Origin of the sequence: Thermus aquaticus, assembly GCF_001280255.1 — a bacterium.
Lineage (GTDB): Bacteria > Deinococcota > Deinococci > Deinococcales > Thermaceae > Thermus > Thermus aquaticus.
In genome coordinates this window covers 241643-256584 of record NZ_LHCI01000106.1, presented here as the reverse complement: position 1 = coordinate 256584, position 14942 = coordinate 241643, and the positions used below count along the sequence as shown (strand labels likewise).

Genomic DNA, 14942 nt, shown 5'->3' with positions numbered 1-14942 from the left:
CCCGGGCCGCCTATCCTTCCCCCCCCGGGCTATCCCCTCCAGGGCCCGGGCATAGGGCTTGGCCACCGGGCTCAGGTCCAGGAGGACCAGAACCTCCTCACCCTCCAGGGCAGTCGCGCTCTCCTGATAGACCCGGTCAAGGAGGGCTTCTGCCTCCACCCGTGGGTTGGACAGGAAGCGGTAAAGGGCTTTGGCCTGGTGGAAGCGGTTCTGGAGGGGAGAAGGGAGCGAGGCCACCATCTCGCTCACCCGGGCTGAGCCTGCGGCCAAGGCGCCCCGCACCACCTCTTCAAACCGTCGGTGGAGGCGCTTATCGGGGGAAAACGCTCGCAAAACGGCCCGTGAACTCCTGGAGCCTGGCCTCGGCCACCTTGAGCATGTCCATGGATCACCCCCGGTACCAGATACGGGCTGCGCCCGCAAGGGGAGATTTACCACGAAACGGAGATGTGGGTAAAGTCCTGGGTCTACTCCGGGCCCTTTGTCCTCCGGCGCTGGGTGCCCGGGAGCACGGTGGAGATGGTCCGCAACCCGCAGTTCCCCATCACCCCTCCGGGCGGGGCCGACAAGTACGTCCAGAGGGTGGTCTACCGCTTCATCCAGAACACCAGCTCCCTCCAGGTGGCCATCATGGGTGGGAGCATTGACGCCCTCTCCCGGGTGGGCCTCACCTTTGACCAGGCGCGGGCGCCCCAGCTGGTGCAGCGGGCTCGGGGGAACTTTGACATCTGGTTCGTGCCCGGGGCTATCTGGGAGCACATTGACGTGAACCAGTTCGCCAACGTCCCCCGGGTGCGGGAGCTGGGCCTGAACGACAAGCGCACCCGCCAGGCCCTCCTCCACGCCATCAACCGCGAGGGCTTCGTGCGCACCGTCTTCCAGGGCCTCCAGCCCGTCTCCCACACCTGGATCGCTCCGGTCAACCCCCTCCACAACCCCAACGTGCGGAAGTACGAGTACAACCTGGACCGGGCCCGGGCCCTCCTGGCGGAGATGGGCTGGCGGCCGGGGCCGGATGGCATCCTCCAGCGCACCGTGGACGGCCGCACCGTGCGCTTTGAGATCGAGTGGGTGACCACCGCCGGCAACGTGGTCCGCGAGCGCTTCCAGCAGTTCGTGGCCGAGGACTTCCGCAAGATCGGCATCGCCGTCCGGATCAACAACGCCCCCAGCGCCGTGGTCTTCGCCGACGACTTCATCCAGCGGGCTTCCGAAGGCCGCTGGACGGGGATGTTCATGTTTGCCTGGGTCTCCAACCTGGCGGAAAACGGGGACCTCTTCTCCTGCCGCTTCCGCCCCACCCGGGAGAACAACTACCAGGGCCAGAACGTGGGCGGCTGGTGCAACGAGGAGTACGACCGCCTCCGGGACCAGGCGGTGGTGGAGTTTGACTTCGCGAAGCGCAAGGCCCTCTTTGACCGGATGCAGGAGATCTGGGCGGAGGAGGTGGCCGCCCTGCCCCTCTACTTCCGCGCCGACCCCTTGATCGTGCGCAAGGGCCTGGTGAACTACGTGAGCGCCGCTTACTCCGGCGGCAACAACTACCCCAACTGGGAGCCCTGGACCATCGGCTGGACGCAACGGGGGGCGGAGAAGCGCTGGGACCAGGCTAAGTACGCCCTTACCATCCGCTAGGCGTGGTATAGTCAGGCCTGCTGGGGTTTCCCCAGCAGGCTTTTTGCTGACAGAAAGTAAGGAGGTGGCATGTTCGCTTACGTGGTACGAAGGCTTTTTCAGATGATCCCTTTGCTCCTGGCGGCCTCTTTTGTCATCTTCGCCCTTTTGGCCCTCCAGCCGGGGGACCCCTTGGACGAGGTGCGGATGCAAAACCCCCGCATCACCGCCGAGCAGCTTGAGGCTTTGCGCAAGGCCTACGGCCTGGACGACCCCATCCACATCCGCTATGCCAAGTGGCTCACCCGGGCCCTCCAGGGGGATTTGGGCTACAGCCGCACCTACGGCATCCCCGCGGCGGAGTACATCTTTGAGCAGCGCCTGCCCCGTACCCTTCTCCTCTCGGGACTGGCCCTCCTTCTGGCCCTGCTGGTCTCCATTCCCGTGGGGGTCTTCTCGGCGGTGCGCCAGTACACCCTGGCGGACTACACCATCACCTTCCTCGCCTTCATCGGCCTTTCCATCCCCAACTTCTTCCTGGGCATCCTCCTCCTCTACCTCTTCGCCGTGCGCCTGCCGGAGCTCATCCCTGGTTTCCCGCAGTTCCCCACCGGGGGGGTGCCCCCCTTCCTCTTTGAGGAGGTGCGCCAGGGGCTAGTGAGCCTGGGGACCTTCCTGGGGCTTTGGGCTTGGCACCTGATTCTACCGGTGGTGGTCCTGTCCACCTCTTCCATGGCGGAGTGGACCCGGTTCATGCGGGCCTCCCTTCTTGAGGTTCTCTCCCAGGACTACATCCGCACTGCCCGGGCTAAGGGCCTCGCCGAGCGGGTGGTCCTCTACAAACACGCCCTCAGGAACGCCCTTATCCCCATCGTCACCCTGGTGGGCCTGGCCATTCCCGGGGTGATGAGCGGCGCGGTCCTCACCGAGACCATCTTCAGCTACCCCGGGATGGGCCGGGCCATCTTTGACGCCTTGGTGGAGAAAGACTACAGCGTGGCCATGGCGGCCCTGGCCTTCTTGGCCCTGATGGTGGCCCTCTTCAACCTTTTGGCGGACCTGGCCTACGCCCTGGTGGACCCCAGGATCCGCTACAGCTAGGAGGAGGCACATGCAGCAGGCAATGGTTCCCCTTTCCGAGCAGAGGACCTTTTGGAAAGTTTTCTGGCGTCGCTTCCGCCGGCACCGGTTGGCCATGGCCAGCCTGGCGGTGATCGCCTTCATGCTCCTGGTGGCCTTGTTGGCTCCCTGGATAGCTCCCTACGACCCCTTCGCCCAGCCTCGGGGGGAGGATTTTGGGGAGAGGATCTTTTCCCCCCCCAGCCGGGAGCACCCCTTGGGCACCGATGACCTGGGGCGGGACGTCCTCTCCCGCCTCATGTATGGTGCCCGGATCTCCCTTCTGGTGGGGTTTTCCGTAGCCACTTCCAGCGTTCTGGTGGGGCTCCTCTTGGGGGCTTTGGCGGGGTATTTCGCCGGGCGACCCCTCCGCTTCTATCTAGGCCCCCTGCGCCGGGAGAAGGAAGGGTTCTACCCCTGGAGCTTTGCCCTTTGGCGGGTCTTCTCCTGGTTCCTTTACTACGGGGTCCTCTTCCTCCTCTTCCAGATGTTCCTGGGGGTGACCGAAATGGGCCGGGAGGCGGGGTCCTTGGGGGCTCAGGTCTTCTTTTGGATCTCCATGGCCTTTCTCCTCTTCGCCGCTCTCTGGGGGCTTAGGGGAGAGATCCGCTTGGACCTGGACACGGCTATAAGCCGCCTGATTGACTTCATGCTGACCATCCCCACCCTTCCCTTGCTCCTTGTTCTCTCTGCCCTCCTGCGGGACCCTAGGGTGCCGGTGGGGCAGTGGGCGCAGGACGTCCTGGGGGATGCGGCCAGCGTCTTCATCATCATCGCCATCCTGGTCCTTTTCGGCTGGCTCACCCCGGCCCGTATCGTCCGCGGCACCATTCTCTCCCTTAGGGAACAGGACTACACCACCGCCGCCCAGGCCCTGGGGGCTTCGGACAGCCGCATCCTCTTCCGGCACCTCATCCCCAACGCCCTGGCGCCCTTGATCGTCTTGGCTACCCTGCAAGTGGGCTACGCCATCCTGGTGGAATCGGGGCTTTCCTTCCTGGGCTTTGGTATCCAGCCCCCGGTGGCCACCTGGGGGAACATGCTGGCCAATGCCCAGGAGTATATCTTCATGGCCCCCTGGCTGGCCCTGCCCCCGGGCTTCATGATCTTCATCACCGTCTTGGCCTTTAACTTCGTGGGGGATGGCCTTAGGGACGCCCTGGACCCCAGGAGCCGCCTCTAGAGGGGCGCTAGAGAGGGCCTGAGCCCCTGGGCTGCCTAAGAGCCTGGGGGCTTCAGCTTCTCCTCCGGGTAGGCGGCCTCGAGGAAGTAAAGCCCCGTGGCCGGGGCGCTTTGGCCCGCCAAGCGGCGGTCGGCGGTCTCCAGGATGGCCTTCACGCTTTCCGGGGAGCGCCTGCCCAGGCCCACCTCCAGAAGGGTCCCCACCATGCCCCTTACCTGGCCCCGGAGGAAGCTCCTGCCCTTGAAGTAGAAGCGGACCTCCGGGCCCATTTCCCCTTCCAGGACCTCGAGGCGGGCCTCCAAAAGCTCCCGCACCCCCTCCCGGGTCTCCTCCTTGGCGAAGCCCAGGAAGTTGTGCCGCCCGAGGAGGAGGGGGAGGGCCTCCTCCATGGCCTTTAGGTCCAGGGGCCTCCTGAGCCAGAGGACCCGGTGGCGGAGGAGGGGGGAGGGGTGGGGCCGCAGGAGGACTCGGTAGCGGTAGGCCCGCCAGAGGGCGTCCTTCCTGGCGTGGAAGTCCGGGGCCACCTCCCTTGCGGCCACCACCTTCAGATCCTCGGGGAGGAGGCGGTTTAAGGCCTCGGGCACCTTCTCCACGGGGATAGGGCTTTGCAGGTCTATGTGGAAAGGCATGGCGAGGGCGTGGACCCCGGCGTCGGTGCGGCCGGCGGCCACCGCCTTGGGGAGAGCTCCGATATGGGGAAGGGCCTTTTCCAACTCGCCCTGCACGGTGCGCAGGCCCTGCCGCTGTCTTTGGAGCCCAGCGAAGTGGGTCCCGTCGTACTCGGTGAGGAGGAGAATGCGGCGCACAGGCCTAGCTTATACCCTCGCTTCCTGTTTCCTTCGGCCCACCATGCTGATAACTTCTCCAGGAACCTTTTGCCGGGGCCCCCATGCTGGCGCAAGCCAGCATGGGGTGGTATTAGTCGGTGCCCACGGGGGTCTTGGCCTCGAGGGCCACCCCCTCCCCCACCACCTGGATGCCCACCCGGTCCCCCACCCGGTAGGGGGCGGTGGGGCTTTCCTGCACCTGGACCTCCCGGTCTGTGCCCAAAAGCCGCACCCGGTAGGTCAGGTCGTGCCCCTTGAACTCCCGGGCCACCACCTCCCCCAAAGGGCCCTCCCCGGGGGGGATGAGCCTCAGGGCCTCGGGCCTCAGGGAGAGGATGAGGGGCCCGTGGGCGGGCTCGGCCAGGGGCACGGGGCCCAGGCAGGTTTCGGCGTACCGCCCCTTCCCCTCCCCGAGGAGGAGGTTGGTGCGCCCCAAAAACTGGGCCACGAAGGGGGTCTTGGGCCTCAGGTAGACCTCCTCCGGGGTCCCCACCTGCAAAAGCCTTCCCCCGCGCATGACCCCCAGGCGGTCGGCGAAGGAGAGGGCCTCCTCCTGGTCGTGGGTGACCAGGATGGCGGTGGTGCCTGTCTCCTTGAGGACTTTGCGCACCTCCTCCCGGGTGGCGGCCCTAAGCCCGGCGTCCAGGCTGGAGAAGGGCTCGTCCAGGAGGACGAGCCTAGGCCCAGGGGCCAGGGCCCGGGCCAGGGCCACCCGCTGTTGCTGCCCGCCGGAGAGCTCCCCGGGCTTCCGGTCCTGGAAGAGGGTCATCCCCACCCGCTCCAGGGCCCTTCTGGCCCGCTCCAGACGGTCTTTTCCCTTCAGGCCGAAGGCCACGTTGCCCAGGGCCGTGAGGTGGGGGAAGAGGGCGTAGTCCTGGAAGACGAAGCCGATGCCCCGCCTTTCCGGGGGCAGGGGGGTGATGTCTTGGCCCTCGAGGAGGACCCGGCCCTCATCGGGGCTCTCCAGGCCGGCGATGACGCGAAGGAGCGTGGTCTTGCCACACCCCGAGGGCCCTAGGAGGGCCAGGATCTCCCCGGGGTAGACGGCGAGGCCCACCCCTTTGAGCACCTCGTGCTCGCCGAAGCGCTTCCTTATCCCTTGGAGTTCTAGAAGCGGCGCTCGCTCCAAAGCAACACCCCCACGAAGGCCGCCGAGAGGAGGGCGATGAGGAGGGCGAAGGGGGCGGCCTCGGCGAACATGGCTTCCTGAGTGTAGCTGAAAACCCGGGTGGCCAGGGTGCTGTAGCCCATGGGGGCCAGGAGGAGGGTGATGGGAAGCTCCTTGACCGCCCCGATGAAGGCCAAAGCCCCTCCCGCCAGCGTCCCCCGCCAGAGGAGGGGGAAGGTGACCCGGAAGAAGGCCCCGGTGGGGGTTTCCCCCAGGGTCCTGGCCGCCTCCTCCAGGCGCCTCGGCACCTGGTGCAGGGCCCCCCGGATGGGCCCCAGGCTTTCCGCCAGAAAGTGGAAGGCCAGGACCAGGATGAGGAGGGGGAGGGTGCCGTAGAGGAAGGGGAGGCCCTTCAGGCTGAAGAAGACCCAGGCCAGGGCGAAGGCCAAGGGCGGCACGGCGTAGCCCAGGTAGGCCAGGCGCTCCAGAAGGCGGGCGGGGAAGGAGGGGTAGCGCACCGCCAGGTAGGCGATGGGCAGGGCCATGCCCACCGCCAGCGCCGCGGCGGGGCCCGCCGCCAGGGCCGAGTGGAGGAGGGCCTCCCTGACCCCCTCCAGGTTCTCCCGGGGAAAGCGGCTTGCCAGGTGGAAGAGGGCGTAAAGGGGCAGGACTAGGGCGAGGAGGACGGGGAGGGAGAGGAGGAGGTAGGCCAGGGGAGCCAGGGGGCCCAGGCGCACCGGCCTGGCCCTCCGGCTTGCCCCCTTGCCTGCCCGCGCCAGGGCCAGGCGGCTTAGAAAGACCCCCTCCAGGAGGAGGAGCCCCCCGGTGAGGAGGAGGAGGAAGAGGGCCAGCCAGGCGGCGTAGACCCGGTCAAAGGCGGCGGTGTACTGCAGGTAGATGGCGTAGGAGAAGGTCTCGTAGCGGAGAAGGCTCACCGTGCCGAAGTCCCCCAGGACGTGGAGACCCACCACCAGGTAGCCCGAGAGGAGGGCGGGGAGGAGCTGGGGGAAGGTGGCCTTGAGGAAGGCCCTGAAAGGGCTTAGGCCCAGGGTGCGGGCCGCCTCCTCCAGGCTGGGGTCCAGGCCCAAAAAGGCGGCCCTCAAGGAGAGGAAGAGGTAGGGGTAGGTGATGAAGGAGAGGACCAGGAGGGCCCCCCAGTACCCCTCCGGTCGGGGAAGGGGAAGAATCCCCCCTTCCCCGGTGGCCGCCAGGAGGACGTAGGCCCCCACGTACCCGGGAATGGCCAGGGGCAGGGTGAGGAGGATGGCGAAAACCCGCTTTCCCTTGAGGTCCGTCCGGGTGGTGAGGAAGGCCAGGGGGAGGGCCAGGAGCGTGGTGAGGAGAAGGACCCCAAAGAAGAGGGCCAGGGTGTTCAGAAGAAGCTCCAGGTTCTTGGGCCTTAGGAGGATTTCCTGGAGGGCCTTGGGCTCCGCCTCCAGGGCCCTTAGGACCAGGTAGAGGAGGGGCAGGGCCACCCCGCCCCCCGTGAGGAGGGCGGGGATGAGGAAGGGAAGGAGCCCGGGTAGGTGGGGAAGCCTCAGGGTCACAGGATCCCGAGTTCCCGCAGGAGCCTCAAAGCCTGCTCTAAGGGAAGCTTCTCAAAGTCCATCCTGGGGCTTTTGGCCAGGGCCTCCTCGAGGGGCAGCAGGTTAGGGTCCGTCACCACGCCCTTCACCAGGGGGTACTCCCCGATGGTGCCCGCGAAGTACTGCTGGGCCTTGGGGGAGAGGAGGTAGGTGAGGAAGCGGGTGGCGGCGGTGAGGTTCTTGCCCGTCTTCAGGATGCCCGCTCCCGTCACCAGGGCCAGGTTGCCCACGTCCCCGTCCTGGAAGTGGTGCATCCCCAGCTGGTACCCCGCCCGGCGGAAGCGCACCACGTAGTAGTGGTTGGTGGAGCCCAGGTCCACCTCGCCCGCCCGGATGGCGTCCAGCATGGCGGGGTTGGAGGCGTAAGCCTTGGGGGCGAGGGCTTTCATTTCCTCAAGCCACGCCCTAGTTTTGGCCTCTCCGTGAAGGGCGATCATCCCCGCCACCATGTCCTGGAAGCTGGAGTAAGTGGGGGTCCAGCCCACCCGCCCCCCAAGACCCTTTTCCCGGGCGAAGCGGGGAAGGTCCAGGATGCTTTGGGGAAGCTCCTCGGGCTTGAACTTCTGGGGGTTATAGGCCAGAACCCTGAGGCGCAGGGTCACCGGCACCCAGGACCGGGAGGCGGGGGCAAAGGCCTGGGGGGTCTTGAGGAGGCTATCCCCCAGGGGCCTTAGGAGACCCAGCCCGGCGGCCCGGCCCAGGGCCCCCGAGGTGTTGCCCCAGAACACATCCGCAGGGGAGCGGCCACCCTCCTCCTGCAAGGCGGCCAGGATCTGGGCGTCGGTGCCGTAGCGCACCTGGACCCGGATGCCCGTATCCCGCTCAAACTGCTTCACCAAGGGCTCCACCAGGCTCTGGCCCCGGCCCGAGTAGACGGTGAGGGTCTGGGTCTGGGCCAAGCTAAGGTTTAGGATCGTTAGGCCGATAAGGGTCAGGATCGTTCTGCGTTCCATCTGAACCTCCGAGCGTGGTTCCTGGGAGACCCCGGGGTGAGGGCGCCCTCGCCCGGGTACTCTACAACCCGCAGGGGAGAAAGTCAAGTATTCCGGTCGGATTTCTTGTATTTAGAAGTGAGAATCCTTTGCATCCAGGGCAGGACCCCGGTGAGATCCAGAGGAGGCGGTGGGGCCTCCCCGGTGTAGACCAGGGGCACGGGGTTCAGGGTGTGGCGGGGGTGCCAGGGCTCCTCGGCGTTGCCGTGATCCGAGGTGAGGAGGAGCTCCCCACCCTCGTCCAGGAAGCCCCGTAGAAACAAGGTGAGCTCCCGGAAACGCTCCGGCAGGCGTTCTGGGTCCCGGTGAGCCAAGAGGTCCAGGGCCCAGTACTCCAGGACCACCAGGTCAAAGCGCCGGGTGAGGGCCGCCGCCCTAGCCCCCACGCCGTAAGGGTCTTCCCAGAACCCGGGGGGGAGGGCCAAGGGATGGTCCAGGGGCAGAAGGGGTAAACCCGCAAGGCGCGCCGACTGGGCGAAGGCGGAAAGGAAAAGGTGCCTGCCCCTCGTGGCCTTTTCCAGGTACTCTGGGCGGTAGGCGTTGGCGTGGAGGACGGCCAGGCCCTCTTCTTTGGCCCAGGCGTAGAGGCTTGCCTTCAGGAGGGGCCTCAGGCGGGGGCTGGGGAAAGGGCCCTGGTGGTGGCCGAGGAACTGGGCGGCGTTTTTCCCGGTGAGGAGGGCCGTCTGGCCGGTGCCCGACTGGGGCAGGCCCTCCACCCCCAAGGTGGCGTCCAGGGGGTGGGGGTTGAGGCTCAGGAGGAGGGGGAAGAGGTCTTCTAAAGCCTCGCCCAGTCCCAGGCCGTCCACGAAGAGGAAGAGCACCCCCTTAGTTTGGCAGAAGGTGGTTTTGTGCACCCAGGAGTTGACCAGGTGGGGTAGTCTTAGGGCGGAGGTAAACCTATGCCGGTGAGGAAAGCGGAAGCGGTTTGGGAAGGCGGGTTGCGCGCGGGCAAAGGGATTATGAAGCTAGAGAGCCAGGCCTTCCAGGGGCCCTACTCCTTCCCTTCCCGCTTTGAGGAGGGGGAGGGGACGAACCCCGAGGAGCTCATCGCTGCGGCCCACGCCGGGTGCTTCTCCATGGCCCTGGCCGCCGCCTTGGAGCGGGAGGGGTTCCCCCCCAGGCGGGTCGCCACCGAGGCCCGGGTGCACCTGGAGATGGTGGAGGGCCGGGCCACCATCACCCGGATAGAGCTCCTCACTGAGGCCGAGGTGCCCGGGATTTCCCCGGAGAAGTTCCAGGAGATCGCCCAGGCGGCCAAGGAGGGGTGCCCCGTTTCCCGGGCCCTGGCTGGGGTGAAGGAGATCTCCTTGGAGGCCCGGCTTCTTTAGGCCTCGCCCTTCCAGAGGAGGCGGCCGCAGGAGGGGCAGCGGGTAAGCTGCCCCTGCATCACCTTCTGGGCCACGTGGGTAGGCAGGACCACGTTGCACCCCTCGCAGCGGAAGACCTGGCCCTGTCTCAGCATGCGCACCACCCCGGTGCCCTTTCGGGCCCGGCGGATGGCCTCGTACTCCTTGAGCACTAGGGCGGGGATCTCCGCCGCCATGGCCTGCCGCGCCTCCTGGAGCTTGAGGATCTCCTCCTTGAGGGCCTCCACCCTCAGGGCGTTTTGCTGTAATAGCTCCTCCAGCTTAGGCCTGAGGCTTGCCAGGGCCTCCTCCACCCGAGCGATCTCCTTCTCCACCTCCTCCATGGCCTCCATGATGGGGGTGGAGAGCTCCAGAAGCTCCCGGATGCGGTCTTTGATCTGCTGGATGCGGTTCTCGTACTGGGTCTGCTCCCGGGCGCTCTGGGCCTGGCGCTGCTCCGCCTCGGCCTGCTTCTCCTTGGCGGTGAGGTCCTCTATGTCCAGGCTGTGGCGGGTGTAGGCCTTTTTGAGCTCCGCCTGGCGCTCCAGAAGGTTCACGAGCTCCGCCTCCAGGGCTTCCGCTTGGGCCTTTGCCGCCAGGAGGTCCTCGGGAAGGGTTTCGGCTTCCTTTTGCAATCGGTCTATCTCCAGGTCCTTCTCCTGAAGCGCGTAAAGAGCCCTCAGTGCCTCCGCCCCGTTCACGTTTCCCATTCTAACCCTTGGAGGAAGGGGTTGGTCTGGGCCTCGAGGCCCAAGGTGGTGCTGGGCCCGTGCCCGGGGTGGACCTGGGTCTCTGGAGGCAGGGTGAGAAGCCGCCTCAAGGAGGCGAAGAGGGCCTTGGGGTCGGCCCCGGGCAGGTCGTAGCGGCCGACGCCGCCCCGGAAGAGGAGGTCCCCGGAGAAGACCTGACCCCCTTCCCGGTCCAGGAAGGCCACGTGCCCCGGGCTGTGCCCGGGAAGGTGCCAGACCTCGAGGCCGAAGAGGACCATGCCTTCCTCCAGGGGCTCCACCTCCTCTGGGGGCCTGGGGATCGGGACCCCCCAACGGGCGGCCACCTCGGCGGCCCCCCGGTAGAGGGGCAGGTCCAGGGGGTGGAGGAAGACGGGAAGACCCAAGGCCTCCACCAGGGGGGCCACAGCCCCCACGTGGTCAAAGTGGGCGTGGGTGAGGAGGATGGCCCTGGGAGCGATGCCGGTGGCCTCCGCCAGGGCGAGAAGCCTCGGGGCCTCGTCCCCCGGATCTATGAAGACCCCGCCCATGGGGGTTTCCACCAGGTAGGCGTTCTCCCCCAAAGGCCCCACGGTGAGGCGGAAGGCCCTCATGGCTCGGTGGGCAGGCCCTCCTGGAGCCACTCGTGCATGGAGCCCAGGTAGTTCCGGGCCCTGACCCCAAGGCTCCTCAGGACGAAGAAGGCCACGGCGCTCCGGGCCCCGGAGTGGCAGTAGACCCCCACCTCCTGGCCCGGCTCCAGCCCAAGCCGCGCAAGGAGCCCCTCGGGCTCAAAAAAGAGCTCCAGGGGGGCGTTTCTGCTGCCGGGAATCCGCCCGCCCCGGGGGCAGCAAGGGGGGTGGACCAGGCCCTTGTGCTCCTCCGGGCTCCGCACGTCCAGGAGGAGGGGGTGACGGGCCGCCTCGTCGGCGGTGAGGAGCCAGTCCCTTTGGAGGTGGGCCAGGGTATCGCTGGGCTCGGGCTTGGGCGTCTCCCCTTCCGTGGCCAGCTCCTCCCACCCTTCGGTCCAGAGGCGCACCTCGAGGCCCCCAAGCCCCAGGAAAAAGGCGGTGCGGCAGAGGCGGCTGGTGAGGCCCTCGTCGTAGAGGACCACGGGGCTTCTAAGGCCCAGGCTCCGGAAAAGCTCGGTGAGGGCCTCTTCCAAAGCCCTAAGCTCCGACTCCTCCCGCAGGCGGAACCGGGGGGCGGAGAGGTCCAGGTGCCGGGCCCCGGGGAGGTGGCCCGCCTCGTAGGCGGGGCGGGGCCTGGTGTCCACCAGGACCGCGTCCTTGGGTAGCTCCATGGGCCTGATTATAGGGGACGCATGGGTAAGCCTTATGGCATAAGGGTACTTGACAAACTGGGGCGCAGGTGATATAAGTGAAGGTGGAGGTGATGGATATGGCCCTGGTGCGTAGGGATGCCCGTCCCACCGAGATCACGCCCTTCAGGACTTGGGGTCCGCTCTCCCTCTTTGAGGAGGCCAACCGGCTCTTTGAGGAGGTGCTGGGTGAGTTCGGCCGGCCCGTCACCACCTACGTGGCCCCGGCCGACCTCTACGAGACCGACGAGGCCCTGATCCTGGAGATGGCCGTGCCCGGCCTCACGCCTGAAGACCTGGAGGTGAGCCTCGAAGGCAACAAGCTCACCGTCCGGGGCCAGGTGAAGCCCGTGGAGGAGGCCAAGGCCCGCCGCTACTACCTCCAGGAGATCCCCCATGGCTCCTTCGTGCGCACCTTCACCCTGCCCGTGGAGGTGAAGGCCGACGAGGCCAAGGCGGAGTTCCGCCACGGCATCCTCCGGCTCACCATGCCCAAGGTGGCCGAGGCCCGGGCCAAGCGGATCCCCATTGAGGTGGTCCAGTAAGGCCTGAGATAGCCCCCGGGGAGATCCCCGGGGGTCGCTCTTTCCCGCGCCGAGCCGGCGTGGGTGGGCGCGGCCCCCTGGCGCTGGAAGGGCGCAGGGGGTTTGCTGCTTTATCCCTTCTTCAGGGCCTGCGCCATCCGGCTTAGGGCCTCCTCCAGGACCTCCGGGTAGGTGGCGAAGTTGAGGCGCACGTAGCGGTCGTACCCCTTCCCAAAGTTCTCCCCGGGGTTCAGGGCCACCCGGGCCTCCTCCAGAAGGCGGGAGGCCGCCTTGGGGAAGGGCATCCTGAGCCAGGCCAGGTAGGTCCCCTCCGGGGGTACGTGGAAGAGGCCCATCTCCTGGGCCCAGGCCGCCAGGCGGTCCCGGTTCTGCCGGAGCATCCCGAGGACCTCCCTAAGCCACCCTTCCCCCTCCAGAAGGGCCGCCTTCCAGGCGGCCATGGCCAGGACGTTGGGGAAGGTGTGGGGGAGGTGCCGCTTCAGGGCCTCCACCAGGGGCTTGGGCCCCACGGCCGCCCCCATGGGCAGGCCCGCCAGGTTGTAGGCCTTGCCGGGGCCCAGGAGGGTGATGGTCCTCTCGGGAAGGAAGCGGGCCAGGGGGATGTGGGGCCTCTCGTAGGTGAGGGGGGCGTGGAGCTCGTCGGAGACCACAACGAGGTCGTGCTTGCGGGCCACCTGGGCCAGGGCGGAAAGCTCCTCCTCGGTGAAGACCCGACCCGTAGGGTTCTGGGGGTGGCAGAAGAGGAGAAGGCGGCTGGCGTAGGCTAGGCGCTCCAGGCCCCCCAGGTCCAGGCGGTAGCCCGCCTCCGTTTCCTTCAGGGGGTTGGCCAGGAGGGTCCGCCCCTGCTCCCGGATGGCGGAGAGGAAAGGGGGGTAGACGGGCACCTGGGTCAGGACCCCGTGCCCGGGGGCGGTGAAGGCGGCCACGGCGGCGTAAAGCCCCACCACCACCCCGGGCATGAAGGCCACTTCCCCCTGTAGGCCCGTCCTCTCCAGGAGGAGGGCCTTAAGCTCCTTGTCCCCCTCCCGGGGCGGGTAGCCCAGAAACCCTTCCGCCCGGGCCTGGATGGCCCTCCGGATGGGCTCGGCCACGGGGAAGTCCATGTCCGCCACCCAAAGGGGCAGGACGTCCTCGGGGTAGGCGCTCCACTTGAGGGAGTCCTGGCGCGGCGGAAGCTTCATGGGGCCATCTTAACCCACCAATACCCTAGTTTCCTGTTTCCTTCGGCCCACCATGCTTGGCAGCTTCCCCAGGAACCTTTTGCCGGGGCCCCCATGCTGGCTTGGGCCAGCATGGGGTGGTATAAGGGGCCCTTGCCACAGCGGGGTACTCAGGTGTGATCCTGGACCACCTGAAGGCCCAGGGCCTCGAGGGCCGCCACCAGCGCCCTGACCGCCGCCCTCACCCCTTCGGTGATGAGGGGGGCGCCGAAGCGGCTCACCCCGGCGTAGAGGCCGTGGGCGCTCTTGCGCACCTCCAGGAGGAGGTCCTGGGTGAGGTCCTCCTCCTCCACGTGGGTCAGGACGTAAAAGCCCTTTTCCCCCCTGGCCGCTTCCAGGAAGACGGCCACCCCCCCTGGGAAGCGCACGGGGGCCTGGGGCAGGTCAAGGGCCTCGGGCAGGGGGCCATTCAGTAGGGCGTGGGCCATGGCGTACCTCCTCATGGGAGGCCAGGGCGTGGGGTCCTCGGCCTCCTTGGTGAAGACGGCGTGGAAGAAGGCCCGCCCCGCCTGCCGCCACTTGAGAGCGTACTTGGTCAGGAGGTGGGCCTCCGGGGGTGGGGGGGTTTCTATGCGGTAGAGCCCGGTCCGCCGGGCCTCCTCCAGGGCGAAGGCGAAGTAGTCCTCGTGGTCGGTGGTGAGGAGGAGCCTCCCCCCCTCGGCCAGGCGGGTGGAAAGGCGGCGGAAGAAGGCCTCCTGGAGGAGGCGCCTCCCCTGGTGGCGCTTTTTGGGCCAGGGGTCGGGAAAGTTGACGATGACCTCGAGGACGCTCCTCGGGGGCACCAGGTTTCGGAGGGCGAAGGCGCCTTCCCCCAGGTAGAGGCGGACGTTGCCGATGCCTTCCCGCTTGAGCCGCCTGAGGGCCCGCTGGACGCTGGCCGCCGAAACCTCGGCCCCCAGGATGAGCCTTTCGGGATGGGTCCTGGCGTAGTGGGCGGTGAAGCGGCCATCGCCGAAGCCCACTTCCACCACCAAAGGGCCTTCCCGGACGAAGAGGGCTTTGGGCTCTGGGGGAAGCTCGGGCAGGAGGGCGGGCCGCACCAGCACGAGGGGGCATTCTAGCAGATTCCGTCGTGTGCTACTTGACCCAAACCCCTGCGGTGTGAGAAAAGAGGGGGTGCTATGGTCTCCTGCCGAGAGCACCCCCTCTACTATCTTGACGCAGAAACCCTTCTGGTGGCTACCTACATCTGGGTGGATGACGAGCTCAAGGCCCTTCAGGCCCAAGGCTTCAAGCTCCCCAAAAAGCAAAAGCACCAGAAGGCTACTCTGGCCGAGCTACTGACCCTCGCCATCTTTTTCCTCCTTCAAGGCCAAGACCTCGCCAAAGGCTACCTAGCCGCTAAATCCACCCTGAAGGCCTACTTCCCCTCAC

The 14942-nt window shown here is 67.4% G+C and carries 15 protein-coding genes and 2 pseudogenes; 6 read left to right on the top strand and 11 right to left on the bottom strand.

Features of this window, described 5'->3' with window-relative positions; translation table 11 throughout:
* The coding region (locus BVI061214_RS13680; protein ID WP_248841775.1) for a transposase at positions 1-438 on the bottom strand (438 nt) is incomplete at its 3' end.
* Between the two features lie 27 nt (positions 439-465).
* Between BVI061214_RS13680 and BVI061214_RS02315 the strand changes: the two are divergent.
* From BVI061214_RS02315 to BVI061214_RS02305, 3 genes and pseudogenes are all read left to right on the top strand, one after another.
* Positions 466-1635, top strand: a pseudogene (locus BVI061214_RS02315) (peptide ABC transporter substrate-binding protein); the annotation flags it as partial.
* A 69-nt stretch (positions 1636-1704) separates the two neighbouring features.
* Positions 1705-2715 (top strand): ABC transporter permease, encoded by a 1011-nt coding sequence (locus BVI061214_RS02310; RefSeq protein WP_003047457.1) that lies wholly within the window; start codon positions 1705-1707, stop codon positions 2713-2715.
* 10 nt (positions 2716-2725) lie between these two features.
* Complete coding sequence (locus tag BVI061214_RS02305; RefSeq protein ID WP_003047460.1) at positions 2726-3916, top strand: ABC transporter permease; 1191 nt, start codon at positions 2726-2728, stop codon at positions 3914-3916.
* A 35-nt stretch (positions 3917-3951) separates the two neighbouring features.
* On the opposite strand, the gene truA is transcribed toward BVI061214_RS02305, so the two are convergent.
* The 5 genes from truA to BVI061214_RS02280 form a co-directional block, all read right to left on the bottom strand.
* Positions 3952-4722, bottom strand: coding sequence for a tRNA pseudouridine(38-40) synthase TruA (gene truA / locus BVI061214_RS02300; RefSeq protein WP_053767125.1), 771 nt, complete (start codon positions 4720-4722; stop codon positions 3952-3954).
* A 112-nt stretch (positions 4723-4834) separates the two neighbouring features.
* Positions 4835-5872 carry an ABC transporter ATP-binding protein gene (locus BVI061214_RS02295; RefSeq protein WP_053767124.1) on the bottom strand — a complete coding sequence of 346 codons (1038 nt, stop codon included), beginning with the start codon at positions 5870-5872 and terminating at the stop codon, positions 4835-4837.
* The gene (locus BVI061214_RS02290; protein WP_053767123.1) at positions 5851-7398 is read right to left on the bottom strand and encodes an ABC transporter permease; all 1548 of its coding nucleotides are present in this window, start codon (positions 7396-7398) and stop codon (positions 5851-5853) included. Before BVI061214_RS02290 ends, BVI061214_RS02295 begins: the two co-directional genes overlap by 22 nt.
* Positions 7395-8390, bottom strand: a complete 996-nt coding sequence (locus tag BVI061214_RS02285) for an iron ABC transporter substrate-binding protein (RefSeq protein WP_053767122.1) — start codon at positions 8388-8390, stop codon at positions 7395-7397. The genes BVI061214_RS02290 and BVI061214_RS02285 overlap by 4 nt, the downstream gene beginning before the upstream one ends.
* An 83-nt stretch (positions 8391-8473) precedes the next feature.
* Complete coding sequence (locus BVI061214_RS02280; RefSeq protein ID WP_053767121.1) at positions 8474-9250, bottom strand: metalloenzyme; 777 nt, start codon at positions 9248-9250, stop codon at positions 8474-8476.
* A gap of 78 nt (positions 9251-9328) precedes the next feature.
* On the opposite strand from BVI061214_RS02280, the gene BVI061214_RS02275 reads away from it, so the two are divergent.
* Entirely contained in the window at positions 9329-9757 is a 429-nt protein-coding gene (locus BVI061214_RS02275) for an OsmC family protein (RefSeq protein ID WP_053767120.1), read from the top strand.
* On the opposite strand, the gene BVI061214_RS02270 is transcribed toward BVI061214_RS02275, so the two are convergent.
* From BVI061214_RS02270 to BVI061214_RS02260, 3 genes are read right to left on the bottom strand one after another with little or no spacing between them, the layout of a single operon-like run.
* On the bottom strand, positions 9754-10485 hold the full coding sequence (locus tag BVI061214_RS02270; protein WP_053767119.1) for a zinc ribbon domain-containing protein: 732 nt from the start codon (positions 10483-10485) through the stop codon (positions 9754-9756). The genes BVI061214_RS02275 and BVI061214_RS02270 overlap by 4 nt on opposite strands.
* Positions 10473-11096, bottom strand: coding sequence for an MBL fold metallo-hydrolase (locus BVI061214_RS02265; protein ID WP_053767118.1), 624 nt, complete (start codon positions 11094-11096; stop codon positions 10473-10475). Before BVI061214_RS02265 ends, BVI061214_RS02270 begins: the two co-directional genes overlap by 13 nt.
* Positions 11093-11785, bottom strand: coding sequence for a sulfurtransferase (locus BVI061214_RS02260; protein ID WP_053767117.1), 693 nt, complete (start codon positions 11783-11785; stop codon positions 11093-11095). The genes BVI061214_RS02265 and BVI061214_RS02260 overlap by 4 nt, the downstream gene beginning before the upstream one ends.
* A 98-nt stretch (positions 11786-11883) precedes the next feature.
* Between BVI061214_RS02260 and BVI061214_RS02255 the strand changes: the two genes are divergently transcribed.
* A complete protein-coding gene (locus tag BVI061214_RS02255; RefSeq protein ID WP_053768560.1) occupies positions 11884-12348 on the top strand; it encodes an Hsp20/alpha crystallin family protein in 465 nt (154 codons plus the stop codon).
* A 110-nt stretch (positions 12349-12458) separates the two neighbouring features.
* Here BVI061214_RS02255 and BVI061214_RS02250 read toward each other — a convergent pair whose 3' ends face one another.
* Both BVI061214_RS02250 and trmB read right to left on the bottom strand, forming a co-directional pair.
* Positions 12459-13529: a MalY/PatB family protein gene (locus tag BVI061214_RS02250; protein WP_053767116.1), complete on the bottom strand. Its 1071-nt coding sequence runs from the start codon at positions 13527-13529 to the stop codon at positions 12459-12461.
* A 149-nt stretch (positions 13530-13678) separates the two neighbouring features.
* Positions 13679-14614 carry a tRNA (guanosine(46)-N7)-methyltransferase TrmB gene (trmB, locus tag BVI061214_RS02245; protein WP_053767115.1) on the bottom strand — a complete coding sequence of 312 codons (936 nt, stop codon included), beginning with the start codon at positions 14612-14614 and terminating at the stop codon, positions 13679-13681.
* Positions 14615-14689: 75 nt separating this feature from the next.
* Between trmB and BVI061214_RS13185 the strand changes: the two are divergent.
* A pseudogene (locus tag BVI061214_RS13185) lies at positions 14690-14942 on the top strand (transposase); the annotation flags it as partial.

Bases quoted from the DNA above. Each gene is read 5' to 3' on its own strand.
- BVI061214_RS02310 (WP_003047457.1), top strand. From the start codon at position 1,705: ATGTTCGCTTACGTGGTACGAAGGCTTTTTCAGATGATCCCTTTGCTC.
- BVI061214_RS02305 (WP_003047460.1), top strand. From the start codon at position 2,726: ATGCAGCAGGCAATGGTTCCCCTTTCCGAGCAGAGGACCTTTTGGAAA.
- BVI061214_RS02285 (WP_053767122.1), bottom strand. From the start codon at position 8,390: ATGGAACGCAGAACGATCCTGACCCTTATCGGCCTAACGATCCTAAAC.
- BVI061214_RS02275 (WP_053767120.1), top strand. From the start codon at position 9,329: ATGCCGGTGAGGAAAGCGGAAGCGGTTTGGGAAGGCGGGTTGCGCGCG.
- BVI061214_RS02270 (WP_053767119.1), bottom strand. From the start codon at position 10,485: ATGGGAAACGTGAACGGGGCGGAGGCACTGAGGGCTCTTTACGCGCTT.
- BVI061214_RS02265 (WP_053767118.1), bottom strand. From the start codon at position 11,096: ATGAGGGCCTTCCGCCTCACCGTGGGGCCTTTGGGGGAGAACGCCTAC.
- BVI061214_RS02260 (WP_053767117.1), bottom strand. From the start codon at position 11,785: ATGGAGCTACCCAAGGACGCGGTCCTGGTGGACACCAGGCCCCGCCCC.
- BVI061214_RS02255 (WP_053768560.1), top strand. From the start codon at position 11,884: ATGGCCCTGGTGCGTAGGGATGCCCGTCCCACCGAGATCACGCCCTTC.
- BVI061214_RS02250 (WP_053767116.1), bottom strand. From the start codon at position 13,529: ATGAAGCTTCCGCCGCGCCAGGACTCCCTCAAGTGGAGCGCCTACCCC.